Source organism: Sinorhizobium sp. 22678 (genome assembly GCF_052044265.1).
Classification (GTDB): Bacteria; Pseudomonadota; Alphaproteobacteria; order Rhizobiales; family Rhizobiaceae; genus Sinorhizobium; species Sinorhizobium meliloti_A.
The window spans coordinates 37,306-60,718 of record NZ_JBQEMS010000001.1 but is presented as its reverse complement, the minus strand read 5'-3'; the positions used below and the strand labels follow the sequence as shown (position 1 = coordinate 60,718).

Below are 23,413 nucleotides of genomic sequence, written 5' to 3'. Positions count from 1 at the left end.
TGCTGCAGATGCAGCCCCGAACATTAGCTCGCGCACATATTTGACGTAGTGTCGAGTCCGAAAGGATATCCGGATGCAATTCGTGGATGCTGCACCGATCGCGGGCACGCGACGGACCGCCGACGGCTACCTTGTTGCTGACGTCCGCACCGCGCGCACCGGCATCCAGCTTTACGCCGGCCATGAGGTCGGCAAGCCGGAAATGCAGGTCGTGAAGGTCTATCGGCCCGAGGACCAGGTCTTCGACAAGGCCAGCCTCGGCAGCTACGCGCACAAGCCGGTGACCAACGACCATCCGGACGAGGCCGTCACCGCTGACAATTGGAAAACCCTGTCGGTCGGTCAGATCGGCGACGAGGTCGCCCGTGACGGCGAGTTCGTCCGCATCCCGCTCATAGTCATGGATGGTGCCACCATCAGCGAGATCGAGGGCGGCAAGCGCGAGCTCTCCGCCGGTTACACGTGCGACCTCGCATGGGAGCCGGGCACCACGCCAGCGGGCGAGAAGTACGACGCCATCCAGAAAGATATCCGGATCAACCACGTCGCCATCGTGCAGCGCGGCCGCGCCGGATCAGAAGCTCGCATCGGGGACGGTGTGAGGTCGTGGGGCGCTGCCCCGTTCACCAGTGATCAGAAACCGAAAGAGGACAAGATCATGACCCTGAAGACGGTTACCGTCGATGGCATCCCGGTTGAAGTAACCGACCAGGGTGCCACGGTGATCGGCACGCTCCAGCAGCGCCTTGCCGACGCCAACACCAAGTTCTCCGACGCCGAGAAGGCACATCAGACGGCTCTGGCCGCCAAGGATGCCGAGCTGGCGAAGAAGGATGCCGAGCTTGACGCGCTGAAAGGCAAGATCCTTTCCGACGCTGATCTCGACAAGCGCGTCCAGGCACGTGCCGATCTCATCACCAAGGCGCTCACGATCGCCAAGGACGTGAAGACCGAAGGCCTTTCCGACGCTGCCATCCGCAAGGCTGTCGTCGTCGCCAAGCTCGGCGATACGGCCGTCGCCGACAAGTCGGAAGCCTATATCGACGCCCGCTTCGACATGCTCGTCGAGGATGCCAGCAAGAACGGCGCCGATCCCTTCCGCACCGTCGTGCAGCAGGGCCTTTCCCAGGTCAGCGACGCCGACAAGGTCGTGACCGACGCCTATTCCCAGATGGTCGCCGACATGAAGGCCGGCAAGACCACTGCAGCGGCCAACTAAGGAGGCGCTTCAATGGCTACCTACCAGACCACCTATGGCGCGGCTCCCGCGAAGGGGCTTGCAGGCCAGATCGCTTCCGAAGAGAAGTGCAACAAGGTCAGCCGCACTGTCGAGACTGCGGCCGGCATTAAGTTCGGCGCCCCTGCTCAGCGCGGCGCCGGCGATCATGGCGGTGCCATCCTGTCCACCGGCGACTTCCTCGGCCTCGCGGTGCTCAATCCCGCGGTCCCGCCCAGCGCCAGCAATCCCGACGCCTATCCGCAGTACTTCACCGGCGCCTTCATGACGATGGGAACGATGTACGTCACTGCGGGTGCTACGGTCGCTGCCGGTGACCCGGTCTACTATGTGACCGCAACCGGCCGTTACACCAACACGGACAATACGGGCGCCAACCCGGCCATCCCCGATGCCTACTTCGAAGAAGCGGGCACCGACGGCGCCATCGTCCAGATCAGCCTTGGCCTGCGCCATCAGGCGTAACGCCTCGCGAAAGGAACCCTGAACTATGAACCAGATCATCCGTCAGGCCTTCGCTGATGCGCAGGCCGCGTTCCCCTTCGTCATCGCGCAGGGGCGCAACATCGAGACCCGCATCTACCAGCGGCGCTATCCGACCTTCAACTACGGCGCTCACGTGCCCGTGGTGACGGAAGGCAACGCCTGGGCGATCGGCACGACGTTCTTCACCGTCGATACCGCAGGCGAGGCGAAGTTCCTCTCCGGCGCCGGTACCGACATGCCGTTCAATCAGGCAACGAAGGACATGGCCAGCCATGACTTCGCGATGATCGGCTCCGGCTGGGAGTGGAACCTCGAGGAGGTCAATCAGGCGGCCCTCTACGGCATCGACCTGAACGGCACCAAGGCCATGTCGGCTTCCGACAAGGTCGAGCGCCTGCTCAACTCGGTTGCCATGGTCGGCACGACCGAGAAGAACTGGACCGGCTTCGTCAACGACCCGCAGGTCTCGCGTGTTGACGTTGCCGCGGATGGCACGGGCTCTTCGACCTTCTGGTCGGCGAAGTCCAACGACCAGATCCTCCGGGACATCAACGACCTGATCTCCAGCGTCCGGGAGAACACTTCCGAGGTCGAATGGGTCGACACGCTGCGGCTGCCGCCGGAAGCGTTCCGTCTCATCGCCACCCGCCGCCTCGGCGAAGGCGACGGCCTTCTGACGCTCCTGGAATACATCCGCCGCAACAACGTCTACACGGCGGAAACCGGCCAGCAGCTCGACATCCAGCCGCTGCGCGAGCTCGCGAATGCCTCTCAGGACGGCGGCGGCCGCATGGTTGTGTATCGCCGGGATTCGGAAGTTCTCCGCTTCCACCTGCCGATGCCGCGCCGTGTCCTCCAGCCGCGCCAGAAGTCCATCATGGGCTTCGAAACCGGCATCATCGCCCGTACCGGCGGTACCGAATGGCGTCTGCCCGGTGCTGCTGCCTACGGCGACGAAATCACCGCACCGTAATCGGAGGATCGGTCATGAAGGTCACCAACAACAGCAAGGCGCTGCAGGGCGTCCGCTCCAAGGGGCGGGCGGTCTACATCCCACCGGGTGAGACCCGCGACGTCGATCTCGAAGGCGTCGATCTCGAAAAAGCCAAGCGCCTTCCATTCCTCAAGATCGAGGGCGCTTCCAAGGCTGCCGCCAACCAGGACAGCGACGTTCCAAAGACGGCACTGGAAGTGCTCGAAATGGCAAAGGACCAGAACGTGCAGTTCATGTCCTTCAAGTCGGCCGCCAAGAAGCTGCTCGGCGAAAAGACCCCGTCCACCAAGGACGAGATCGTCGCTGCTCTCGAAGAGCTGGCAACGCAGCCCTGACAATCAGCTCGGCGGCAACTTGCCGGGCCTCCACTTTCATCGGAGATCGACATGGCTGGATACGGCACGAACGACGGCTTCACGGCGTACGCAACCGAAGCCGGCTATGTCTTTCCCGATGGCACGACCGATGCCCAGAAGACCGCCGCACGCCAGCGCGGTTCTCTGGTGATCGATCGGTATGAGCCTCGGTTCAGCGGGCGAAGGACCGGCGGGTACGCCCAAGAGCGAGCCTGGCCGCGCACGGGCGCGACGACCTATTACGGCGAGGCGATCCCCTCGGGCGAAATCCCGGTCGCGCTTATCAACGCCTCGTATGAGGCCGCATTCCTCGAGTTGACGAACCCAGGCAGCCTTTCGCCGGTCGTAACAGGCACGTCTACGGTGAAGCGCGAGAAAATCGGACAGCTTGAGGTCGAGTATTCAACCTCTACTTCAACGGATATCGACGACCTCGTCGCGCTCGCAACGCCTGTCGTGACCACGATCGAAGGGCTGCTCTGGCCGTATCTCGTGCCGGTCTGGCCGGGTGCTTTGGTGGTGTAGCTCCAAGCATCGCGCGCACTTGATCAGAATACGCCCAGTGAGCCGAGCAACGAGACCATTCCGGCGATCAAAATAACGAACTGAGCCCTCTGCTTCATCGTAGGGTCAATTGGAAGCTTCTGCACGAGATAGAGCACAACCCCGGCGAAGAGGATGGTCACGAGGATGCTGATTGTGGCGGACATGTCCCCCAGATCCTTGAACAAAGAGCCTTGCGGCAATGAGGCGTAAATAAGGCTTAGCTCTCGAAAAGGAAGGGCGGAGGATGGCGAACCCGATCTATGCACGCCTGCAGGCGACGGCGCAGCGCCTCATCGCCAAGTACGGCCAATCCGCTACTGTGAAGCGGATCACGCCTCCGGATCCTGTCTACGGCGGCGATTCTGTCGTGACGTCCTATCCGGCCACGCTCGTCCCGATGGCCTACGAGGCCCGCTATATCGACGGAACCGTCATCCTCAGCGGAGATATGCAGATTTACATCTCCGCTGCAGGCCTAGCCATCGAGCCGACTGTCGGCGACGTTGTGACCGCCAACGGCGCCGATTACGCCATCATCAACGGCGACCCGAACAAATACGACGGCATCACGCCGGTCGTCTTCATCGTCCAAGGAAGGATTGCGGCTTAGTTCTCCTGAACCGAGAGCCCGTCCTCGCCAATTTTGATCTCGACGCCGGATCTAGTCTCCTCGCGGTAGACGTAGACACCCAGTCCAATAACGACAACGGCAAGCACGGCGATCACGAGATAGAGCCCATTCCGGTTCATCGGGTTCCTTTCCGCAGGTTGAGACCAGGTACTTAGAAGCAGTTCGGCGAAAGGCAACGGCATGACATTCGACGAACTGCTGTCCACCTATGAGCCGCGCCTCGCCGCGGCATTTCGAGAAGCGATCGAGACGATTAAGTCGACGATTGTTCTCGGCCGCGTGGTCGAGCGTCTGGAGCGTGGAGACATCAACGGCGCGGTCGAGGCAATGCAGATTGAGCCGGAGGCCTTCTCCGCGCTGGAAATCGCGCTGCAGGAGGCATTCAACGCCGGCGGTACCAATGCAGTCGGCGAACTGCCGAAGGTCATGGACCCGCAGGGTAACCGGGTCATCTGGCGCTTCGGCGTCCGTAACCCGGCGGCCGAGGCGATCCTGCGAGATCTGTCCTCGACGATGGTCACGCACATCACCGATGACCAGCGGCAGGGCATCCGCCAGGCGCTGGAGCAGGGGCTTGCCAGAGGCGCCAACCCGACATCGACGGCCCTCGATGTCGTCGGCCGGCAGAGCCGCGTCACCGGCCGCCGAGAGGGGGGCATGATCGGTCTGACGCGATACCAGATCGAGTTTATTGAGCGGGCGCGCCTGCATCTTGCTTCCGGCGACCCGGAGCAGATGAACCGGTACTTCGAGCTCAAGACGCGCGACAAGCGTTTCGACCGGACCGTCATGGCTGCGATCAGAGCGGGCAAGCCGGTCACCGGCGAGGCCCTCACGAAGATAGTCGGCCGGTTGCGCGACAAGAACCTGCTTCTCCGCGGCGAGATGCTGGCGCGGACCGAAACCATGATGGCACTCAGCTCCGCCCGCGACGAGGCGATGCGGCAGCAGATCGAGGCCGGGAAGGTCCAGGCGCAGGACGTCACGAAGGTATGGCGGTCGGCCGGCGACAGCCGTGTGCGGCACACCCACCGTGTCCTCAACGGCAAGAGTCTCGGGGTGGATGAAGTATTTCAGAGCCCATCTGGCGCGCTTCTCCGGTTTCCGGGCGACCCGCGCGCGCCAGTATCGGAGATATCCGGCTGCAGATGCAGAATTGAGTATCGCGTCTCGTACATTGACGCCGTGGTGCGCCGGTACAGTGCTGAGGTCGTCTAATGGCAACGCTCTCTTTTAGCGCTGCCGTGGCGCAATGGGCCGACAAGGTCGAAGGTGCAGTCGAGGCCATCTTCAAGGAGGCGACACAAGAGGTCGTCGAGGAAATGCAGAAGCCGGTCGGGCAAGGCGGCCGTATGCGCGTGGACACGGGATTTTTGCGAGCGTCACTGCTTGCGTCGTCTACATCGATGCCGGCGATCAACTCGTCGGCCAATCCGGTGACGGGCGGAACCTATGCCGCTGATTTCGGGCAGATCGAGGCAGTCATCGCTGGAGCGGACATCGGAGATACGCTCTATTTCGGATACACCGCTTCATATGCCGGGCACCGGGAGTACGGGGCTAACGGCCAGCCGGCTGATGGCTTCGTTAGGCTCGCCGCACAGAACTGGCCGATTATCGTTGATCGGAAGGCGGCGGAGCTGAAGGCGCGTCTCGGCCTTTAACCGCGGCATTTGCGTCGCTTCCCTTTTCCATAGCCGCCACAAGCCCAAGCTGCAGCAAGGTCAAGGCCTTCCGCGCGGCCTTCAGGCTCGTATCCGCGCGCACCGTTGCACCTTTCTCACGACCTAGGGCAAGCAGAGCCGCATGAATGCGTTCATAGGCTTCATCGTCGGTGAGAGGCGGCCGTTCAGACATAGGTAACCGATACATGGCGGCAGGCACCGACGCAATCATCTTCAAGGCGCTCACCGATCGGCTCCTTGCAATGCCACAGGCATTGCCGGTCGCCGCGCCGAACATCGTGTTCCCGCCGGCCGGTCAGCAGACGCCGGCGAAATACCTTCGTTTGGCTTTTTTGCCAAACCAGACACGTCAGATCACGATGGGCAACGACCCGCAGCAGAAGCGCGGTCTCTTGCAGGTCTCGGTCGTCTGGCCGGTCGGGCAGGGCATCATTGGCGCCCTCGATGTCGCCGATCAGGTCATCGACCAGTTCAAGAACCAAACCCTATTCGCCTCTGGCGTGAAGATCACGATCAGCAGCGAGCCATGGGCGGCTGGCCCGCTCCAAGACGGTGACCGGGTGCAGATCCCCGTCACCATTCCGTACATCGCCTTCGAACCGGAGAACTGACATGGCAAACAAGGCAACGAAGAAGGGCAGCAAGGTCTATGTTTGCGCCACTGCCCAGAACACCGATCTTATAGATTCAGCATATGCGGCGCTCACCTGGGTGCAGGTTGGCAAAGTCGGAAACATCGGCGATTTCGGCGCCGAGTCGACGATGAACAGTTACAACACCCTCGATGAGCCGGTGACCCAGAAACAGAAGGGCACGGCGAACGCCGGGGATCCGCAGATCGAGGTCGCCTCAGTGCATGACGATGCCGGCCAGGTCATCCTGCGCACTTTCGGCAATCCTCTGAACCTCGACAACATGGCGATCAAAGTCGAGCGCAACGATGGCGGCGAGGGGTTCACGAACACGATTTTCTACAGCCGCGGCGTCGTGTCCGGCCCGCTTTATCCCGGCGGCGGTTCCGACGACTTCGAGCTCGAGCGCTTCACGATCGGCCTCAACCAGCTGCCGATCCGCGTCAATCCCGATGTAATCCCGTAATCGATAGGTGACCCTTGGATATCTCCAAACTTGTCAATTCTGAAGACCTCTTTGAGCTCAACCTCACCGGCCCGGATACCGATGAGCTCGTAGGTATTCGTTTCATGATCCGATCCGCGGAGAGCGATGCGGTAAAGCGGGTAGTTCGGCAGCACAGTGACAAGTTCCTCGCCAGCCGGAAAAAGAAGCTCACCGCCAGCAAGGTCGAAGCCGAATACCTCGACAAGGCGGCGGCGTCCGTCGCGTCGTGGGACTGGGGCGATCACAACTGGAAGGGTGAAAAGCCGGAGTGCACGTTCGAGAAGGCGCGCGAGGTCCTTGAGGAGGCCGGCTGGATCTATGACCAGGTCGCCACGGCCTCGGAGGACCGCGCAAATTTTACGAAGAGCTTGGCGAAAGGCTCTGCGAAGCCGTAGCGATTGTCGCCCGCTATGACAGCGTCCGAGACAAGGACGGTGAGACCAGGCGCGAGCGCAACGAGAGCTTTGAGATCGAAAGCCCGGAAGAGGAGGTGCCGGATAACGGCGCCTTCCTATGGGATTGGTTCTGGGAGCTTCGGCAGGCGCAGCCGCCGGGGTTCTCGGGTCCAGTCCCCATCTCTCATGGTGAACTCTCGGTTTGGTGCCAGCTGACCGGCAATATCATCCGTCGTGAGGAGATCGCCATCATCAGGGCGATGGATGCCCGTTTCTGCATCGAGATCGAGAAGGAAACCGAATCGATCAGGGCGCGAGAGGCGAGCGCGCCATGAACGAGATCTCATAAAGTTTCGAAAACGGCTGGGGCGGCTGCGGCCGCCTCCGATCACTTGAACTCTTCCTTGGTGCCGTCGTCATAGAGGACGCCGCGGACGCAAGCATATGCCGCTACCTCTTCGTGCTTGAGCTTTAGCAGCCGCTCAAAAGTCGTCGGCCATTTTGTAACTGCTCTCACGGATCCCCCGGCTGGAATATCGATGTCTCGGTCGAATGCGTCTGCGGCGACGTGCCCGCCAAGGGCGTCCCTGAAGCCGAAATCAGCATCAAGCATGCGGATTGGTTTCTGAGCGGCCGATTTGACGACGACTTGCACTTCCATGTTCTGGTCGTCGAGCCGTCGCACAGACCATTCCTCGACCGAAAGGAGGTCAGCGTTGCACGCTGCGAACGCTTGGCCGCCTGTTAACACGAAACACAGAACCAAACTCACGACCGAGCGCATGAATCATCCTCCGATTGAATCGGCAGGACGATAGCGCACGTTGTTTGAAAAGGAAAAGCCATGGCAGATGTCGCTACACTCGGACTGCAGGTTGAAAGTGGTTCCGTTGAGAAGGGTACGCAAGCCCTCGATCAGTTAACCGGCGCCGCAGCACGCGCCGAGGCCGCCGCCAACGGGCTGTCGGGTGCCAATCGCGGTGCGACCGGAGCCGCGGCGGCTGCCGCCAAGGCTTATGCAACAGAGGGTGTCGCCGCGGCGTCAGCGTCGAAGCAGATCGAGATGATGAACCGGGCTGCCAACCAGAACCGAGCATCGTCGCGCGGCAATCTTGGAAATATAGCCGCTCAGTTCCAAGACATTGCTGTCAGCGCGCAGATGGGAATGGGCCCGCTGCAAATTGCCCTTCAGCAGGGCACGCAGCTGGCCGCAGTCCTTTCATCCATGGAGAGACCAGTCCAGGGATTGGGTGCAGCCTTCTTGTCGGTGCTCTCTCCAGTTAGCCTTCTGACGATCGGCATAATCGCGCTGGCTGCCGCTGGCCTGCAGATGGTGAATTGGGCAAAGCTGGCGCAATCGGCGCTGATAGCCTTGGCGGATGTTCTCGAAACCATTGCTCCCTACGCCGTCGCCGCTGCAGCTGCTCTCGCGCTGTTGTATGCACCGGCAATTGTCGGCGGGATCGTATCGCTAATCGCTCTGCTGGGGCGCCTCGTCGTCCAGTTAGGTATCGTCGCCGGCGCATTTGCTTTAGCGAACCCTGCCGTCGCTTTCGTGGCCGGCATCGCGGCCGCTGTCGCAGCCGCCAACATCTTCCGCGACGAGCTTGCGGAAATTATCGGTCGAGACATCGTGGCTGACGCGAAGAACGGGATCAACGCAGTCATCGGCGCGTTTGTTGGCGGCTACGAGGCAATTGAAGCGGTGTGGGCCAAACTGCCAGCGGCTATTTCAGACTTCGTGTATTCGACAGCAAAGAAGGTAATCGATGGCATCGAGAGCATGGTGCAGAAGGCCGTCGACGGGCTCAATAATCTGATCAACAAGTATGCCCTTTGGACCGCGTCTATAGGACAACCACTCAGTCCCGAAACCTACAACAGGATGATCATTCCGCCAGTTGAATTCGGTCGTCCGGAGAACCCCAATCCGGGCGCTGCTAGGGCGGCCATGAAGGCTGCGCAGGAAGCGTACAATTCCGCACAAGGCACCGACTTCGTCGGCGAGGGTCTGCGTGTCATTGGTGAGTACGCCTCGACGGCAGCGGGAAAGATCAAGGATCTTGCCAAAGGCCTCGCCGATGTCGACGAGAAATCGAAGAAGCGCACCGGCGGTAAGAGCGAGCAGGAGAAGTACGCCGATATCGTTGCTGGGGCCGAGCGCCAGATCGCTGCGCTTGAGGCAGAGCGTGACGCTATCGGCCTCACCGAACAGGCGGCGGCCGCACTCCGCTACGAGACGCAGCTTCTGAACGAAGCGCAGCAGCGCGGCATCTCGCTCACGGATGCACAGAAGAGCGAGCTCTCGTCCCTTGCGCAGGTCATGGCCTCAATCGAGGAAGAGACCCGCCAGATGGGTATCGCGCTCGATTTTGCTAAAGAAGTAACCGGAGGCTTCTTCGATGATTTTTTCGCGGGAATTGAGAACGGCAAATCGGTATGGGAGTCTTTCGGCGACGCGGCTTTGGGGGTGCTTGACCGCATCGCCGACAAGCTGCTGAACGACGTCCTCGATGCCGTGTTTCAGGTCAGCGGCGCCGGCGCAGGGGCTGGCGGAGGAGGACTCCTCAGTTGGCTCTTCGGCGGTGGCTCAAAGGTGGACCCATGGACTGGGCTGCGTGGGTATGCGAACGGAACGAGCTCCGCTCGTCCTGGCGTCGCATGGGTTGGTGAAAAGGGGCCGGAGCTCGTCCGTTTCAAGGGTGGCGAGGAGGTCATTCCGAACCATCGCCTTCAACGACCGGCAAATGGGAACGTGGCGCCATCGGGCGGTCAGCCAAGCCAAAATGGGCCGCGCGAGATCATCCTTCGGGTAATTGCTGAGGAGGGGCCGATGTTCAGGCCTGTCATTCGGTCGGAGAGCCGAGGCGTCTCCGTCGAGACCATAAAACAGTATGACGCGGCGAAGGCAAACATCTACCAGAACGGCGAAGACCGCTAATCTTCAATGGATTTCCCGCCTTGGATCACGGTGAAGATGCTTTCACCGCTCTTAGCCTTCCTCATTGATGTGAGGAATTCCTCCATTTCCTCCGCCATTACCTCGAAGGCACGTCGTGCACCGGACCGCTGCTCGGGCGTCAATTTCGGATCACTCGCGAACTTCTCCGCTGAGTTGATGTTCGCTTTCCGCGCGTTCTCTGTCATGGCCATCAGCGCCTCGTACTGAGATTCATCGATGTTCGATAAAGCGCTTGCAACAAACATAAACATAAAGCGATGGGCATTCGCCCTGAATTCCAGGTCCGATACTTGCTTGACCAGCTTGCTGTGTTCATCGGCCAAGAGCTGAAGCATCTGCTGGGTTGTCCCGCTGAAATCGATTGTGGGCACTGATTCTGCTCCCTAATTCCCTGCCGCTGCATATTGCGGCGATTACCCTGGATTGCAACCAACATGGCTGATCCGATTCTATTGCCGACGCTACCTTGGCGAGACTGCCAGTTCGATCCCGTCAATCCAACGGACGTGTCAATGATGGAGGGCCGACGTTCCGAAGAGCAGGCCGCCGGCACCCCGTACTGGAAGGCGCAATACACAACGAACTGGATGATCCCTGCTTTCTATGGCCTCTTCGACGCTTTCGTCATGAAGTCGAGCTCGCGAGGTGCACCTTTCCTCGGCTACGACCTGTTTCGGCCGCGGCCTATTGCCCACAACAACGGAAAACCTCTCTCCGGCACGAAAGCAGGGGGAGGGGTATTCAATGGCGGCGCGGTTCTTCAGTTCATCACCAATAGCCGAACCGTCGTTGTTGCTGGTCTGCCTGCTGGCTTCAAGCTAACAGCGGGAGATTATGTCGAGTTCAGGATGTCGGCGCTCGTCCGGTCTCTTCACCGGATCGTCGAGAACGCCACGGCGAACGCCAGCGGCGTGGTCACTCTGACGATCATGTTCGGCTTGGATACCCAGCATTTCACCACGGCGGCCACCGTTCACTTCGAGAAGCCGTCCTGCGTCATGACCGTTGATCCGGGGAGTGTTTCGGCACCCAAGTCTTGGGCCGGCCGCGAAGCCTCTTTTTCCGCTACGGAGATGTTTTTCTCATGAGTGTGCTGGATCCTGCAGTCGAGACTGCGCTCGAAACCGGCCGCCTTGCACGGCTCGACCTCATCCGTTTCGATCTACCCGGCAGAACCGTCGGCTACCATCGTGGTGGGCGGCCCTACACCTATAACGGTCTGACCTATCTTCCGAACCGGTTTCTCGAGCCGGGCGAACTGGTCAGCGGCGTGGGCGTCGCCGTGACGACGCGGACTATCGTCTTCTCAAACATCCCAGTCAGCAACCCCGAGGACGCAGTCTCTCAGATTGAGCAATACAACTACCAGAATACTCCGGTGATCATTTCCCATCTAGCTGGAGATCCCGAAACGGATGCGGTCCTCGGTATCCTCGCCTCATCGATCTACGAGATCGACCAGGTCCGTTACAACGAAGGCGCAGTCTCCGGCTCCGAGCGGACGCTGACGATGATGATCGACCTGCAGCCGCCCGGACGATCGGCGCGGGGCTCCACCGGCGTCAAGCGTTCGCAGGCCGAGCAGCAGTTCGACAATAATCCGACCGACACGGGCCTGGAGCACGTGGCGACAAATGCGACCATCCCCGAGGAATGGGGACAGGTGTCGCGTTAGCTGTCTGATCGCGATCTCTGCTCAAGATGACGTTTCGCCATGACGGCAACTCCATCGATGAGCATCCGCGTCGTCGCGGAGCGCTCGATATCGGCACGGCGGGCCTGCAGCTCCTCGGCCTTCTTCATTTCTGAGGTCAAGCTGTCGCGGAATTCGTCGATCCAGTCTGCAGCCTCATCGCCTTTCATCGCGGCGACTTCGACTACCAGTCGCTGGAGCATCATGAAGGTGGCCTGAACGGTGGCGCGCATTTCCGAGTCAGTCATTCCGGTCTCCTGATTGCGGGCTTGTCTCCAATCAAAAATGCAACTCAAAGTCTAGGGGAAAACGCATGAACCGCTTCCGGATCGTCGAAGCCACGCTCGTGCGTGAGCTTGCGAAACCCTATGCCTATGGCTCGGCCGATTGCTTCATGCTCGGTTGCGCCTTTGTCGACGCGCTGTCCGGCTCGGCGACTGTAGCCAAATACTGTGGCGCCTATCGGACGCTCGCCGGCGCGCAGCGGGCCTTACGCCGGCGCGGGTACACGTCGCTGGTGAGCTTCTTTGCGGCGGAGCTCGGGCAAGAGCCGAAGGGTGGAGCGGAAGCGCGCCTCGGAGATCTCGTCATCCTGCGCCTTTCCGACGGCGCCGAGCATGTCGGCGTCTGCCTCGGCGGCCGTTTCGTTACCAAGACCGAGCGCGGCCGGAGCGATCACGGCCTCGCCGACGTCATTGCCGCCTTTCACCTCGGATAACCTGACATGGCAATCTTCACTTCAATCGCGACAGCAATCGCCGGCGCGCTGTTCGGCGGCTCTGCGCTTGCTGCCAGCCTCATTGGTGGTGCTCTGGCCTTCGGTGCCAAGCTGGCGATCGGCAAGCTTACCCAGCAGAAGCAGCAGAAGCGGAAATACACGGCCGTCCAGGGCGAAATCCAGTTCGGCGGCGATGTGCCTGTCGGCACGCTCTACGGCATCGGCAAGACGAAGGGGCAGCGGACTTTCTATGCCAAGTGGGGCAGCGGCAACAAATGGAATGCCGAGGTCTTTGTGCTCGCAAATGGCTGGTGCGACGGGCTGGAGCCCTACGTCTACATTTACGGCGAGAAGAAAGCGCTGGTATCTCGGCCGGTCATCGGCAACGAGGTCGCGAACTATCATATCGACGGCTTCGTCAACGGCTCTGGCGACCCGGTCCTGACGATCCGCTTTTACGATGGCAGGCCAGGCCAGTTGGTCGATCAGAAGCTGGTCGACGTCTCTGCAGCCCTTGGCAACAAGTGGAAGAGCACGAGCGTCAATGCCGGGATCTGCTATGTCGTCGTCGAGCGCATCTATAGCGACAAGGTCTTTGGCTCGAAGGGCCGCCCGGAACTTGAATTCGTGCTGCGGGGCTTGCGCGAATACGACCCGCGCAAGGACTCGACGGTTGCTGGTGGATCCGGAACGCAGCGGCTCAATACGCCATCGACCTGGGCGCACACGAAGAACCCTGCCGTTCACCGCCTCAACTACCAGCTGGGACTTCGCGCGCTCGTCTCCGGCCGCACGCTTATCGGCGAGGGCAAGAGCCTCGGCCAGATCGATCTCGCCACCTATTTCGTGGCGATGAACGTATGCGACACGCTGCGGGCCAACGGCAAGAAGACCTATGAGTGCTCACTTTTCGTCAGCGGTGACGATGACCATACCGAGGTGCTGAAGCAGTTCGACGATGCCATGGCAGGCTATGGCCTCAACCGCCGCGGCCTCTCCGGCGTCATCCCCGGTGCGCCGCAGATCCCGGTCAAGGATCTAACCGCGGTAGATATTCCCATCGATCGCGCCAAAGACGTGCAGTTCCGGCCATCGGCATTCGAGCGATTCAATCATCTTTCCGGCCAGTTCACCTCGATCGAGTCGATGTGGAACCCGGAAAGTCTGAAGCCGGTCTATGTAAATGCGGACATCGCCGCCGACGGCCGCAACCGGCAGACGAGCGTCGATTTCCTGCAGGTGACCGATCCGGACATTGCGCAGTATCTGCTCAATATCCGCTACCGGCAGAACCGCATGGGCGGCAAGGCGACGGTTCCCGTCAGCCGTCGCTTCGGCCTGGCGGTGCAGGAAGGCGAATGGATTACCTGGCGCGGCAAGAGCTGGCTGATCAGCGAATGGAGGGCCGACGAGCGGCTGCGCATCACGCTGGTGCTTTCGGAGACCAGTGCTGCGATCTATGACGACGCCGGTATCCAGCCCGGACCTATCGTCATTCCGCCGACGCCGCCGATCAACCCGTCGCTGCTGTCGACCGTGCAGAACTTCAACGTCGCCGTCGGCATGATCAACGGTGCGCAGGGCTACGACACGCCGGCGCTCGTCTTCACCTGGATCCCGCCGGACGATCCGACGATCACGGCGGTGCGCTTCTCCTATCAGATTGAAGGCACGACGGAGCTGTTCGAGGATCAGTGCACCTCGCCCGAGGACGGTCTGTTCCGCACCACGAAGAACGTCGCCTCCGGCAAGGTCTACAATGCCCGGGCGACGATCACGACCGTGCCCGACCGGTTGCGCACGTTCACGCCCTGGATGACCACGGCGCAGGCGACCGGCTTGCAGACGCTGCTCACCGGCCTGCAGCAGCTGCAGGACGATGCGCTCAACCGCTTCAAGGAACTGCAACAGGAGATGGATGAGTTCTTCCGTCCGCGCCTCGTCGAGCTGCTGGACGCGTTCTCCCTCGAAGGCGCCGTCGGACAGATCGAACGCCAGCAGATCGTTGCCTCCATCGGCGACGCGCTGGCCCAGATTACCGAGGAGCGCCGGGTGCGCGTCTCCGAAAACGAGGCGACGGCGCAGTTCTTGCGTTATCTGCAGTCGAGTCTCGGCACGACCAATGCGCGTCTGATCACCGAAGAGACGACGCGAGCGACGGCAGACTCCGCGCTGAGCAGCCAGATCACGCAGCTCACGGCCGAAACCGGCAATAACGCGGCGGCCATCCAGACGGAGGCTACCGCGCGCGCTAATGCCGACGGCGCACTCTCTACCCAGATCACCAGCCTCGATGCTGAGGTCGGCGACAATCTTGCCCGGCTAATCCAGGAAGAGACCGCACGCGCCAATGGAGACAGTTCACTTGCTACCAGCATCAATGGGGTGAGTGCCGATTTCAACGGCCGCTTCGCGCAAGGCCTGGTGAAGTTCGAAGCGGTCGCGGCGCCGACCGGGGTTGATGCCCGCTTCTCGGTGCTCTTACGGGCGGGCACGAGTCAGAGCTTCAAGGTGTCGGGCTTCTATGTGGAGCTTTACACCGAGGGCGGCGTGCAGAAGTCGCGCATGGCGGTCCAGGCGGATCAGTTCCTCGTCACGTCAGGCAATAACCGCCATTACCCGATGGTCTTCGAGAACGGCGCGCTGAAACTGGCAATTGCCAATATCGGCACGGTCAACGCCGGCCTGCTTCAGTCGCTGAATGGCAAAATGAAAATCGACCTCAACAACGGCACGATCGAGATATTCAGCTGATGGTTCGCACGATGATTGGCCCCGACTCGACCGGCGCAGGCTGTCTCAAAATCACGAAAAGCAACGCCGACGATCCGCGCACCACGCCGGACAGCCAGCGGTCGAAGTTTCTCTACAATTCCAAGTATCTCAACATGGAAGTTGCGGACATCACGGTGTGCAATACGTTCGGAGGGCAAGGCGTCCGAACAACTCCCGCAGGTGCACCGCGTAGCAATTTTGAAACGCTGGAATTTGGCGGCTCCGGTGAAAGCATCTGGATTTACGACAAGTCGTTCTTCCCGAAGCTCCGGTACAACGTGCCACTGTTTGATTGGAAACAGCGCAAGGGCAACGGCAGCATCCGCTATAATCAGAATATGGTGGATTGGGAGGACAAGGGGAAATACCGGTCCGGACGTGGCGGCTCCTATTTCACCGGCAACCGTGATCAGGGAAGCTGGCTGATTAACGCAAGCGAGTACCCGAACGGGACGAGTTGGAGTTCCGAGTTCTGCACGGCTGTGTTCATCGACCAGCAAGACGATATCGACGCTTTCAACCCGTTCTCTACCCGGTACCGACGCCTCGTCGTTTGGGACCTTCCCGGAGACAGCACGCCGATCGCCGACGCTCCCAACCTGACGCCGAATGGGACGAAAACCATCCGGTTTGCTAGCAATGCCATGAGGATTGCGAAGCCGGGCTATAACGTCGATACCGCGACTTACGCGCAGCTTGCGTTCGACAGCACCCGCTTGCCCGTCAAAGTCATCAGGGCGGCTGACATCGCGCTTCCGTCCGGTCAGTCGTTCTATGAGTGCGGATTTCCCGTCACCGATAATGTTGCGCTGGATGTGCATTTCTACACGGGTTCAACGATCATGTATCCGAACAACCCCGTGGATCTGAAATTCGGGGCCGAATACTGGTTCGACGGAACGCGCATCTATTTCGATGCGACGCAGGCCATGCGCGCTCGGTTCATGTTGTATCTGGAGGACAATAGCGCGCCCACGTCCGGGACGTATAACGTCCTTCGTCAATTCAATGACGGGACGCAAGACGTTGTGCAATTCGTCAGACCCGGAGCTGCGAATCCCCCGTCGTGGGCGGACATCATCATAGATACCCGCTGGCCGCAGGTGCAGATCCTGGCGGAGGGCTATTTCAACGTCACGTCAGGGAACGGCAACGTCGTCGATATCCCCTTCGACGGAGCGGGCATGTTCCCGATGGTCAAATACATGACCTATCACGGAGGCGGGAGTCTCTTCAGCATCAACGCATCCTGGCAGAACCGGGTGCGTATGCCTTTCCTGGACATCCTGAAATACAGCTATCAGGGGCAATCTCACACCGGTAACAGCACCTACTGCGAATTGACGGCGAACAACGCGAGGTTTCGGACCTTTCGCGGCAATGTCGGCGACTACTACGAAGACGATAGTTTCGAGTGGCAAACCGACGGTGCTGATCCGCCGTTAGGCATCCGCTATTACATCTTCGGCATCCCAGCTTAGGAAAATTTGACATGACTGCACCCTATGTAACGGGCACGGTTTCCGTGACCGCCGGCAGCGCCGTGGTCACGGGTGCCGGAACCGCCTGGGCCACCGCCCTCATTGCCGGCGGGCTCTTCGGCCTCGACAGCAGCAACGGTAACCCGGTTCCGATCCTCTCCGTCGACAGCAACACGCAGCTGACGCTGGCCAAGCCCTGGCGCGGCACGACGGCGGCCGGGCAGGGCTACTGGATCGTCCGCGACACGGCCTATCTGCAGCAGCAGACAGTCAACGCGCAGGCGCTGTCGACCTATATCCAGCGCCTCGACAATGCGACGCTTACCGCCCTTGCCGAGATTACCGGCGCGGCAAACCGCGTTCCGTATTTCACCGGGCCGCAAGCAATGTCGCTTGTCCCGGTGCAAAGCAGCCTCGGTGACGCGACGGCGAACGCGTTGATGAAGGTCGGAGCGTTCGGGCTCGGCGTTTTGAGCCTTCAAGGCGGTATGCCTTATCCGAACGTTACGCTTAATGACCTGACCAACGTCTACACGGGCTTTTATTACGTCTCGGCAAGCGCGGGCCAGGGCGGACCCTTGGACCCTGCCGGAAGTTTCGGTTCGATGCTCGTTCTCCGCCGCACTTCACAAATTGCCCACCAAATTTTGACTACCAGCACGGTAGGTGACCCTAGAACGTTCACGCGCGTGACCATCGACGGCGGAACCACGTGGGGCACTTGGGTTGAAAATCTCACGACAAACGATGCAGGCGCAACCGGACTTAATATTCTCTCAAAAAGTACCGTGCTCGAACTACTTAACGGTACAGGTACTTTAGGCCCAACGTTTGGAGGTTCCGCCCCCGTCCCGTCTGAGGCGGGCGTGGGACTGGTGGACGGCAATTTCAACACGATTACCGTCCCTGGGGTTTATACGATTGCCGGAACATGGACTAACGGCCCAAGCGGTGCAGCCGGCTCCGGGTATACCGCTATGCTTTGGGTTATGGCTCGAAAATTCAATAACCGTTGGGTGCAAGGGCTTTTGCACGGCGGGTTTGAATATACGCGTTGGTCAAGCGACGGTGTGACGTGGGACCCGTGGATAATGACTCCGGCGCTAAACGGCGTAAACAACTTTACTAGTGGTAACAACACTTTCAACGGGTTTACTTCCACGGGCAGCATATTCCTTGACAATGGGACTAGTTACAATTCTCTTGCCTTAAGACGCAGTGGGATGGAATTTAGAGCGGAGGCAGGACCAACAACTATAAACCTAGCCACACTCACCTCTCACCCGTTGACGTTTAAGACGAACAGCGCAGAACGCGGGAGAGTAGAGGAAAATAACGGAGATTTACTTTGGGGGACTACAACCGTAATCGACCCTTCTACGGGTACAACAACTGGGTTTTGTGTCCGTGGAACGGGGCGTGTTTGGCGTCGGTCGGACGGATACAACCCGTTCATTCAAGGTCGATTGAGTACTGACGGTGTAGTGCAGGAATTTTACAGCCGTTTGAACGCAAACGTTGGCAGCATTAGCTTAACGACAACGGGGACGACCTATAGCACAACATCGGATCACCGACTTAAGAACGATGTTCAGCCGATCGTTACATTTTCGCTTACGCCTGAACAGTTCGACATTCTGGACAATGCCGAACTGAAAATTATGGCGTTGCGACCGGTATTTCACAGGTGGAACGACGCACCGGAAAAAGGGGTTGTTACGGGCTTCATCGCTCACGAAGCGCAACAGGTTGTCCCGCATGCGGTCACTGGTGAGAAGGACGGAATGGTTGACATAGGACGCGAAATTATTCCGTCCTATGAGATGGAGGTGGAATTCCTCGACGAGGACGGCAACACCGTCTCGAGAACTGTAACCGTTCCGGAAGTGATCAACGAAGGTGTGCGCCGTGACGGGGTCACGGCTGGCGCGACGTTCGAGAAAACGGGTGTCGCGCCGGTTTTCCAAACGATGGACTACGGGTTGATAACGGCGGATATCGTCGCGGCGCTACAGTGCGTCATTCACAAGAACATGCTGCAGGGAGAAGAGATTGTTGCCCTGAATTCGGAAAAGGACGCCCTTGCCGAACGGCTCGCCCATATTGAGGCCCACCTTGGCCTTGCCTGAAATTCAGCCGAGTCTGGCATCCTTATCGCAGAGCTGGCGTTTCAGTGGCCACCCTTGTAGGCGATGGCTCTCTCGCCCACTCGGCGACTGCAATCGCTGAACTCAGCAGTACGGCTGGAAGCGCCAGCGCGGCGAGGAACCTGATCACGCTCTTCCGATGAGATCGCTTGCCGTCCCAATCGTAAGACATTGTGCTTGCCTTTTCGTGATCCGAACGACGGCTCCGGCTCAACCATATGGGCACGGTTTCCGATGCAGGTCGAGTGAATTCCTCAAAGCACTGCGGTGATCCTGTCGTTCAGACCAGGCCGGAAAATTGCCGCTGCTTGCGAATGTAAGCAATCGCGGCGGCTTCCAGGCTTTTGCACTCGGTCTCGGATCTAAGCAGGGTCTCGCTGTCCTTCTCGGCTGAGCAGCGAAGCCCATCGCGTCGCAAGCACGCGTGCTCATACTCCTCGCATATCTTCCGAAACGCGGGGCTCTCCATCATCCACGTGCTGCGACGCAGATCTGGTGCGGCCAAAAGCAGCCGCGATATTCCTGCCTTCTTCACATCCATCTTTCACCGCTCGGAACCGGTTCCAGGGCAGCATCTGCAAAGAACCCTTTTCTCTGACGAAATGTTCCGGACACAAGCTTGAGCCCGTAAAACAGGGGGCGCCGATTCGAGGCAATCGAACCTAAGCGGCCGTCGCGAGTTTTACTTTCATGGGTGTCTGACTATCCAGGAGGAAACGATGGATTGGAACCGCGTTGAAGGAAACTGGAAACAGGTAAAAGGCAAGATCAAAGAGAAGTGGGGCCAGCTCACTGACGACGATCTCGATGAAATTTCGGGCAACCGCGACCAGCTCGAGGGCAAGATCCAGGAGCGTTACGGGATCGAGAAAGATCGGGCGCGCCGGGATCTCGACGACTGGTACAATCAACAGAAATGGGACTGAGTTGTAACGGTCCAATTGGAATTTAGCCCCGCTTCGGCGGGGTTTTTTATTGCCTATAGGGCAGACACATCCTCCCACAGCAAGGTGACATATGGCTCGGGACACTCTCCCGGTCGCCCTCGAACTCGCGTTCGGGGATGAGGCTGGGCTGCAACATTCCTTAAGCGGGCGCGTCTCTTTGCCAGGAGCGCACCCAGGGAGGATTGCGATGCGTCCAGCAGAACGCGTCAAAATAATTGAATGGATTGCAACTTTCGCCGAAGTCGCTTTTGTCGCGTCGCTCATAGTGGCGCTGCTGCCTTGAGGAACGCGACTTTCAAATGATGCCGGGGAAGCCTTCTTCAGGCTGATCGTCGGGCTCGCCCGATGTCGGCGTGGGCTCGATAGGCCTGGCCGCGAGAGCTTTAAGGTCCTCGGCTAGGCAGGCAAGTTGCGCCGCAAAATCCAGAAGGTTCGAATCGGCGCAGCGTGCCGCGATTTCCGAGAGGTCAGAAGCCGGCTCTATTCGGCCGGCGCGTTTCGCTTCGCTATCGTCCATGTCCGAGTCCCGTTTCCATTGATGTGGATCAATGGCGAGGCCCGTCAAGGCTGCGGCCGGTGACGAGCCTCGCGGCCGCCTACGAGGGGCGAGACGACCAGTTTCAGTTTAAGCCGGACCACTGCCGGCCGCCATTAACCAGTGCGGCTTAGCCCGCCGAGCATTCCCCAGCAACAATCAGGAGAAACGAATGAGCGCCATCACCGCTCAGCACGTTCGCGCTGCCGCAAAGGGTAGGGTGAACGAGAGCAACCTCACGTCTGTGCTTGTGGCGCTGGACAGGTACGGCGACCGGTTCGGCGTGGATCGGCCGCACCGGCTCGCCCAGTATTTCGCCCAGCTCATGCATGAGAGCGGAGACTTCCGTTACGACCGCGAGATCTGGGGGCCGACGTCGGTGCAGCAGCGCTACGACACGCGCACCGATCTCGGTAACACGCCGGAGACGGATGGCGACGGCTATCTCTACCGCGGCCGAACCAGCATGCAGCTAACCGGCAAGGACAACTATCGCCAGTTCCGCAACTGGTGCCGCGCGGCTGGCCTCGATTGCCCGGACTTCGTCAGGGACCCGGATGCTGTCAACACCGACCCTTGGGAGGGCCTGGTGCCTTTGTTCTACTGGGACACCCGGGGCCTGAACCGCTGGGCCGACGAAGGGGACTGTGAGACCGTTACGAGAAAGATAAACGGCGGCAAGAATGGCTTAGCCGATAGGTTTGACCGGCTGGCCCGCATCTCGCTCGTTCTTCTCGGCTACCGCGCCGACAACGTCCTTCAGTTCCAGGCCGACCAGCGCCTGCAGGTCGACGGCGACGTTGGTCCAAAAACGCGCGCTGCCATGCACACCGCGCTGGTGGCGCTCACCCCGGGTGAAGCAGCGCGGCCGGAGGTCAAAGTCGCACCGGTGACCGAGGAGAAGCCGGTACCGGTAGCTGTCACGCCTCCGAGCCTCGATGCGCCTTGGTGGAAGTCGAAAGAGGTGATCACCCCGTCTGTTATCGGCGGCGGCGCCTCGCTGCTCACTGCGATCGGCGGCATACCGTGGCAAAACCTCCTGTTGATCCTTGTCGCGTTCGGCGGCATTGCCGGCGTCCTCTACTGGCGCAAGAACGCCGATCGGAAGGCGGTGGCAAAACAGGTGGAGGGGATGGCGTGATGTTCTCCGCTCCTCGCCTCATCGTGGCTGCGGCCGCTCTCTTCATCGTCGCGGTCGTCCTCGCTTGGATCTACCGGCAGGGCGGCGACGACGTTCGTCAATCCATCGAAAGGCAGAACAATGAAGCTGGCCGCACTGCGGACGATGTCCGCTCTCGCTTTGATCTTTGCCCTCCAGGGATGTGGGACTTCGGCGCCGGCAAGTGTCGACGGACTGCGCCGGGTGGTGGGCACTGATCTAGTCGGCGCGCGCGGCGCGACACCGGCAGATCAGCGGAAAATTGACCGGACCGTCGTCGGCATCTGCGCAGCGGCAGTTTGGACGAAGGCGGAATGTGCCCGCCACGGCGAAGCGCTGCAGTAAACCATCCAGCATTGCATACGAGGGGCAGGGCATTGGCTGAAACACAGGAAAACGAAAAGATGGTCGCAACTCCGAAATGGAGGTTTGAATATAACCTCAACACCCTGGTGATCCTGTTCGGCTTTGCCGGCGGCCTCATAGCGTGGGGCGCGACATGGGAGAGGGTGAACGCTAATCAGGATTCGCAGGCAAATTCCATCGATCGCCTCGACAAGCGCCTGACAGCGGCTGAAGTCTCACTCCGGCAGATCGACAATCACGAGCTTCGGATTTCGGCAGTGGAGAAGCAGGCAGCCGAAGCGGCGACGTCAATGAAGGCAGTCGAGAACACGCTCAACAGCCTTTCCATCGATACACGTGTGATGCGCGAGATCCTGCAGAGGATCGAGGCCAGCCAACGAGACGGCGCGCAGCTGCGGCGCTGATTTGCATAATCATGCAATTGCGCACTGCGCGCTGGCCTGATCTGATCTCGGCATGAGCACGAAACTTGAAGACCTGAAGCTTAAGCCGTGGCTCCTCTCTGAGCTTAACCAGCTCGGATATGAGGTGGCCGAAGATATGCAGCACCTGTCCGCAGTCGAGATGCTGCGGATACCAGGGATGGGCGGGCGCGATTATCGGGAAATCGCCAAGGCCTTGGGGCGAGAGCCATTCCCCGGTCAGAAGAGACGTTGAGCGTCAGCGCCCACCAATCCGGCGCTTTTCCTTGATTCTGCCCCTGCTGAGAGTAGAATATGTGCAAGCGACGTTCGAAGCGGTTCCCTTGGATGGAACAGGGCGAATAAGCCCCAGCCTTTCGATGACCACGTCGCGATTGGGAGCTGCAGTGTTCGCCCACTTCCGCCGCTGCAGCTCTTTCTCTGTCAGGCCCTCTCGGTCTTGGGGAGCGGGGCTGCCCGAGTTGTCTTCACCCCGCCGCCAACCTTGCCAATCGTTGCACAGCACTTAGACGCTGTAGCGCAGCGTTTAAGGGCGCGCTAAACTGCCGGTATGACCCAGCGATACGAATTGCATGACGACAGCAACGGCTTTTGGAGCGTGATTGATCGCTTCACTGGCTGGCCTGCTCGATGGGAGGGGGTGTCGCAGACCGGCCTGGATTATTTCGATGCGGACGATCTCACCGATTTGCTCAATCTGCTGGACGAGCGCAGACGAGCAAAAGGCAAGCCCGAAAGCGGCGAGCTAAAGTGAACGGT

Annotated in this window: 33 protein-coding genes; 26 read left to right on the top strand and 7 right to left on the bottom strand. The window is 60.2% G+C overall.

What is annotated here, in order from left to right; all coding sequences use genetic code 11:
• Positions 1-73: 73 nt before the first annotated feature.
• The 5 genes from ACTJKL_RS00385 to ACTJKL_RS00365 are packed head-to-tail and all read left to right on the top strand — an operon-like array spanning position 74 to position 3,598.
• The gene (locus tag ACTJKL_RS00385; protein WP_440851885.1) at positions 74-1,219 is read left to right on the top strand and encodes a DUF2213 domain-containing protein; all 1,146 of its coding nucleotides are present in this window, start codon (positions 74-76) and stop codon (positions 1,217-1,219) included.
• A 12-nt stretch (positions 1,220-1,231) separates the two neighbouring features.
• Positions 1,232-1,702 (top strand): structural cement protein Gp24, encoded by a 471-nt coding sequence (locus ACTJKL_RS00380; protein WP_440851884.1) that lies wholly within the window; start codon positions 1,232-1,234, stop codon positions 1,700-1,702.
• 25 nt (positions 1,703-1,727) lie between these two features.
• Entirely contained in the window at positions 1,728-2,696 is a 969-nt protein-coding gene (locus ACTJKL_RS00375; protein ID WP_088195469.1) for a DUF2184 domain-containing protein, read from the top strand.
• Positions 2,697-2,710: 14 nt separating this feature from the next.
• Entirely contained in the window at positions 2,711-3,052 is a 342-nt protein-coding gene (locus ACTJKL_RS00370) for a hypothetical protein (protein ID WP_440851883.1), read from the top strand.
• 51 nt (positions 3,053-3,103) lie between these two features.
• Positions 3,104-3,598, top strand: coding sequence for a DnaT-like ssDNA-binding protein (locus tag ACTJKL_RS00365; protein ID WP_440851882.1), 495 nt, complete (start codon positions 3,104-3,106; stop codon positions 3,596-3,598).
• A 23-nt stretch (positions 3,599-3,621) separates the two neighbouring features.
• On the opposite strand, the gene ACTJKL_RS00360 is transcribed toward ACTJKL_RS00365, so the two are convergent.
• Positions 3,622-3,783, bottom strand: coding sequence for a Thivi_2564 family membrane protein (locus tag ACTJKL_RS00360; RefSeq protein ID WP_127520902.1), 162 nt, complete (start codon positions 3,781-3,783; stop codon positions 3,622-3,624).
• An 80-nt stretch (positions 3,784-3,863) separates the two neighbouring features.
• On the opposite strand from ACTJKL_RS00360, the gene ACTJKL_RS00355 reads away from it, so the two are divergent.
• The gene (locus ACTJKL_RS00355) at positions 3,864-4,229 is read left to right on the top strand and encodes a hypothetical protein (protein WP_440851881.1); all 366 of its coding nucleotides are present in this window, start codon (positions 3,864-3,866) and stop codon (positions 4,227-4,229) included.
• Here ACTJKL_RS00355 and ACTJKL_RS00350 read toward each other — a convergent pair.
• Positions 4,226-4,369: a hypothetical protein gene (locus tag ACTJKL_RS00350; RefSeq protein WP_440851880.1), complete on the bottom strand. Its 144-nt coding sequence runs from the start codon at positions 4,367-4,369 to the stop codon at positions 4,226-4,228. The genes ACTJKL_RS00355 and ACTJKL_RS00350 overlap by 4 nt on opposite strands.
• A 61-nt stretch (positions 4,370-4,430) precedes the next feature.
• Here ACTJKL_RS00350 and ACTJKL_RS00345 point away from each other — a divergent pair, with 61 nt between their 5' ends.
• From ACTJKL_RS00345 to ACTJKL_RS00320, 6 genes are all read left to right on the top strand, one after another.
• Positions 4,431-5,468, top strand: a complete 1,038-nt coding sequence (locus ACTJKL_RS00345) for a phage minor head protein (RefSeq protein ID WP_440851879.1) — start codon at positions 4,431-4,433, stop codon at positions 5,466-5,468.
• A complete protein-coding gene (locus ACTJKL_RS00340) occupies positions 5,468-5,914 on the top strand; it encodes an HK97 gp10 family phage protein (protein WP_440851878.1) in 447 nt (148 codons plus the stop codon). Before ACTJKL_RS00345 ends, ACTJKL_RS00340 begins: the two co-directional genes overlap by 1 nt.
• A 206-nt stretch (positions 5,915-6,120) precedes the next feature.
• Positions 6,121-6,546, top strand: a complete 426-nt coding sequence (locus ACTJKL_RS00335) for a phage tail terminator-like protein (RefSeq protein ID WP_440851877.1) — start codon at positions 6,121-6,123, stop codon at positions 6,544-6,546.
• Between the two features lies 1 nt (position 6,547).
• Positions 6,548-7,033 carry a hypothetical protein gene (locus ACTJKL_RS00330; RefSeq protein WP_440851876.1) on the top strand — a complete coding sequence of 162 codons (486 nt, stop codon included), beginning with the start codon at positions 6,548-6,550 and terminating at the stop codon, positions 7,031-7,033.
• Positions 7,034-7,047: 14 nt separating this feature from the next.
• On the top strand, positions 7,048-7,449 hold the full coding sequence (locus ACTJKL_RS00325) for a hypothetical protein (protein WP_017272432.1): 402 nt from the start codon (positions 7,048-7,050) through the stop codon (positions 7,447-7,449).
• Between the two features lie 95 nt (positions 7,450-7,544).
• Positions 7,545-7,784: a phage tail assembly chaperone gene (locus tag ACTJKL_RS00320; protein WP_127644567.1), complete on the top strand. Its 240-nt coding sequence runs from the start codon at positions 7,545-7,547 to the stop codon at positions 7,782-7,784.
• Between the two features lie 53 nt (positions 7,785-7,837).
• On the opposite strand, the gene ACTJKL_RS00315 is transcribed toward ACTJKL_RS00320, so the two are convergent.
• Complete coding sequence (locus ACTJKL_RS00315) at positions 7,838-8,233, bottom strand: hypothetical protein (protein ID WP_127615553.1); 396 nt, start codon at positions 8,231-8,233, stop codon at positions 7,838-7,840.
• A gap of 60 nt (positions 8,234-8,293) precedes the next feature.
• On the opposite strand from ACTJKL_RS00315, the gene ACTJKL_RS00310 reads away from it, so the two are divergent.
• Positions 8,294-10,390 (top strand): phage tail length tape measure family protein, encoded by a 2,097-nt coding sequence (locus ACTJKL_RS00310; protein ID WP_440851875.1) that lies wholly within the window; start codon positions 8,294-8,296, stop codon positions 10,388-10,390.
• Here the strand turns inward: ACTJKL_RS00310 and ACTJKL_RS00305 are convergent.
• Entirely contained in the window at positions 10,387-10,782 is a 396-nt protein-coding gene (locus tag ACTJKL_RS00305) for a hypothetical protein (RefSeq protein ID WP_440851874.1), read from the bottom strand. The two genes, ACTJKL_RS00310 and ACTJKL_RS00305, sit on opposite strands and share 4 nt — an antisense overlap.
• Positions 10,783-10,845: 63 nt before the next feature.
• Here ACTJKL_RS00305 and ACTJKL_RS00300 point away from each other — a divergent pair, with 63 nt between their 5' ends.
• Positions 10,846-11,499, top strand: a complete 654-nt coding sequence (locus ACTJKL_RS00300; RefSeq protein WP_440851873.1) for a hypothetical protein — start codon at positions 10,846-10,848, stop codon at positions 11,497-11,499.
• On the top strand, positions 11,496-12,086 hold the full coding sequence (locus ACTJKL_RS00295) for a DUF2163 domain-containing protein (RefSeq protein ID WP_440851872.1): 591 nt from the start codon (positions 11,496-11,498) through the stop codon (positions 12,084-12,086). The genes ACTJKL_RS00300 and ACTJKL_RS00295 overlap by 4 nt, the downstream gene beginning before the upstream one ends.
• Here the strand turns inward: ACTJKL_RS00295 and ACTJKL_RS00290 are convergent.
• On the bottom strand, positions 12,083-12,352 hold the full coding sequence (locus tag ACTJKL_RS00290) for a hypothetical protein (RefSeq protein ID WP_440851871.1): 270 nt from the start codon (positions 12,350-12,352) through the stop codon (positions 12,083-12,085). The genes ACTJKL_RS00295 and ACTJKL_RS00290 overlap by 4 nt on opposite strands.
• Positions 12,353-12,417: 65 nt before the next feature.
• Between ACTJKL_RS00290 and ACTJKL_RS00285 the strand changes: the two genes are divergently transcribed.
• The 4 genes from ACTJKL_RS00285 to ACTJKL_RS00270 are packed head-to-tail and all read left to right on the top strand — an operon-like array spanning position 12,418 to position 19,207.
• Positions 12,418-12,822 (top strand): DUF6950 family protein, encoded by a 405-nt coding sequence (locus tag ACTJKL_RS00285; protein ID WP_440851870.1) that lies wholly within the window; start codon positions 12,418-12,420, stop codon positions 12,820-12,822.
• Positions 12,823-12,828: 6 nt separating this feature from the next.
• On the top strand, positions 12,829-15,576 hold the full coding sequence (locus ACTJKL_RS00280) for a phage tail protein (RefSeq protein ID WP_440851869.1): 2,748 nt from the start codon (positions 12,829-12,831) through the stop codon (positions 15,574-15,576).
• Positions 15,576-17,078, top strand: a complete 1,503-nt coding sequence (locus ACTJKL_RS00275; protein ID WP_440851868.1) for a hypothetical protein — start codon at positions 15,576-15,578, stop codon at positions 17,076-17,078. The genes ACTJKL_RS00280 and ACTJKL_RS00275 overlap by 1 nt, the downstream gene beginning before the upstream one ends.
• 11 nt (positions 17,079-17,089) lie before the next feature.
• Positions 17,090-19,207, top strand: coding sequence for a pyocin knob domain-containing S74 family peptidase (locus tag ACTJKL_RS00270; protein ID WP_440851867.1), 2,118 nt, complete (start codon positions 17,090-17,092; stop codon positions 19,205-19,207).
• A 298-nt stretch (positions 19,208-19,505) separates the two neighbouring features.
• On the opposite strand, the gene ACTJKL_RS00265 is transcribed toward ACTJKL_RS00270, so the two are convergent.
• On the bottom strand, positions 19,506-19,766 hold the full coding sequence (locus tag ACTJKL_RS00265) for a hypothetical protein (protein ID WP_440851866.1): 261 nt from the start codon (positions 19,764-19,766) through the stop codon (positions 19,506-19,508).
• A gap of 178 nt (positions 19,767-19,944) precedes the next feature.
• Here ACTJKL_RS00265 and ACTJKL_RS00260 point away from each other — a divergent pair, with 178 nt between their 5' ends.
• Positions 19,945-20,151: a CsbD family protein gene (locus ACTJKL_RS00260; protein ID WP_028006131.1), complete on the top strand. Its 207-nt coding sequence runs from the start codon at positions 19,945-19,947 to the stop codon at positions 20,149-20,151.
• Positions 20,152-20,467: 316 nt separating this feature from the next.
• Here the strand turns inward: ACTJKL_RS00260 and ACTJKL_RS00255 are convergent, their stop codons facing one another.
• Positions 20,468-20,689, bottom strand: a complete 222-nt coding sequence (locus tag ACTJKL_RS00255) for a hypothetical protein (protein WP_440852184.1) — start codon at positions 20,687-20,689, stop codon at positions 20,468-20,470.
• A 190-nt stretch (positions 20,690-20,879) separates the two neighbouring features.
• On the opposite strand from ACTJKL_RS00255, the gene ACTJKL_RS00250 reads away from it, so the two are divergent.
• From ACTJKL_RS00250 to ACTJKL_RS00225, 6 genes are all read left to right on the top strand, one after another.
• Complete coding sequence (locus ACTJKL_RS00250) at positions 20,880-21,848, top strand: peptidoglycan-binding protein (RefSeq protein WP_440851865.1); 969 nt, start codon at positions 20,880-20,882, stop codon at positions 21,846-21,848.
• Positions 21,848-22,084 (top strand): hypothetical protein, encoded by a 237-nt coding sequence (locus ACTJKL_RS00245; RefSeq protein WP_440851864.1) that lies wholly within the window; start codon positions 21,848-21,850, stop codon positions 22,082-22,084. The genes ACTJKL_RS00250 and ACTJKL_RS00245 overlap by 1 nt, the downstream gene beginning before the upstream one ends.
• Positions 21,969-22,211, top strand: coding sequence for a hypothetical protein (locus ACTJKL_RS00240; RefSeq protein ID WP_440851863.1), 243 nt, complete (start codon positions 21,969-21,971; stop codon positions 22,209-22,211). Before ACTJKL_RS00245 ends, ACTJKL_RS00240 begins: the two co-directional genes overlap by 116 nt.
• A gap of 59 nt (positions 22,212-22,270) precedes the next feature.
• Positions 22,271-22,636 (top strand): hypothetical protein, encoded by a 366-nt coding sequence (locus tag ACTJKL_RS00235; protein ID WP_003528213.1) that lies wholly within the window; start codon positions 22,271-22,273, stop codon positions 22,634-22,636.
• A gap of 52 nt (positions 22,637-22,688) precedes the next feature.
• A complete protein-coding gene (locus ACTJKL_RS00230) occupies positions 22,689-22,889 on the top strand; it encodes a hypothetical protein (protein ID WP_440851862.1) in 201 nt (66 codons plus the stop codon).
• 315 nt (positions 22,890-23,204) lie between these two features.
• Positions 23,205-23,408 (top strand): hypothetical protein, encoded by a 204-nt coding sequence (locus tag ACTJKL_RS00225; RefSeq protein ID WP_440851861.1) that lies wholly within the window; start codon positions 23,205-23,207, stop codon positions 23,406-23,408.
• Positions 23,409-23,413: the final 5 nt, after the last annotated feature.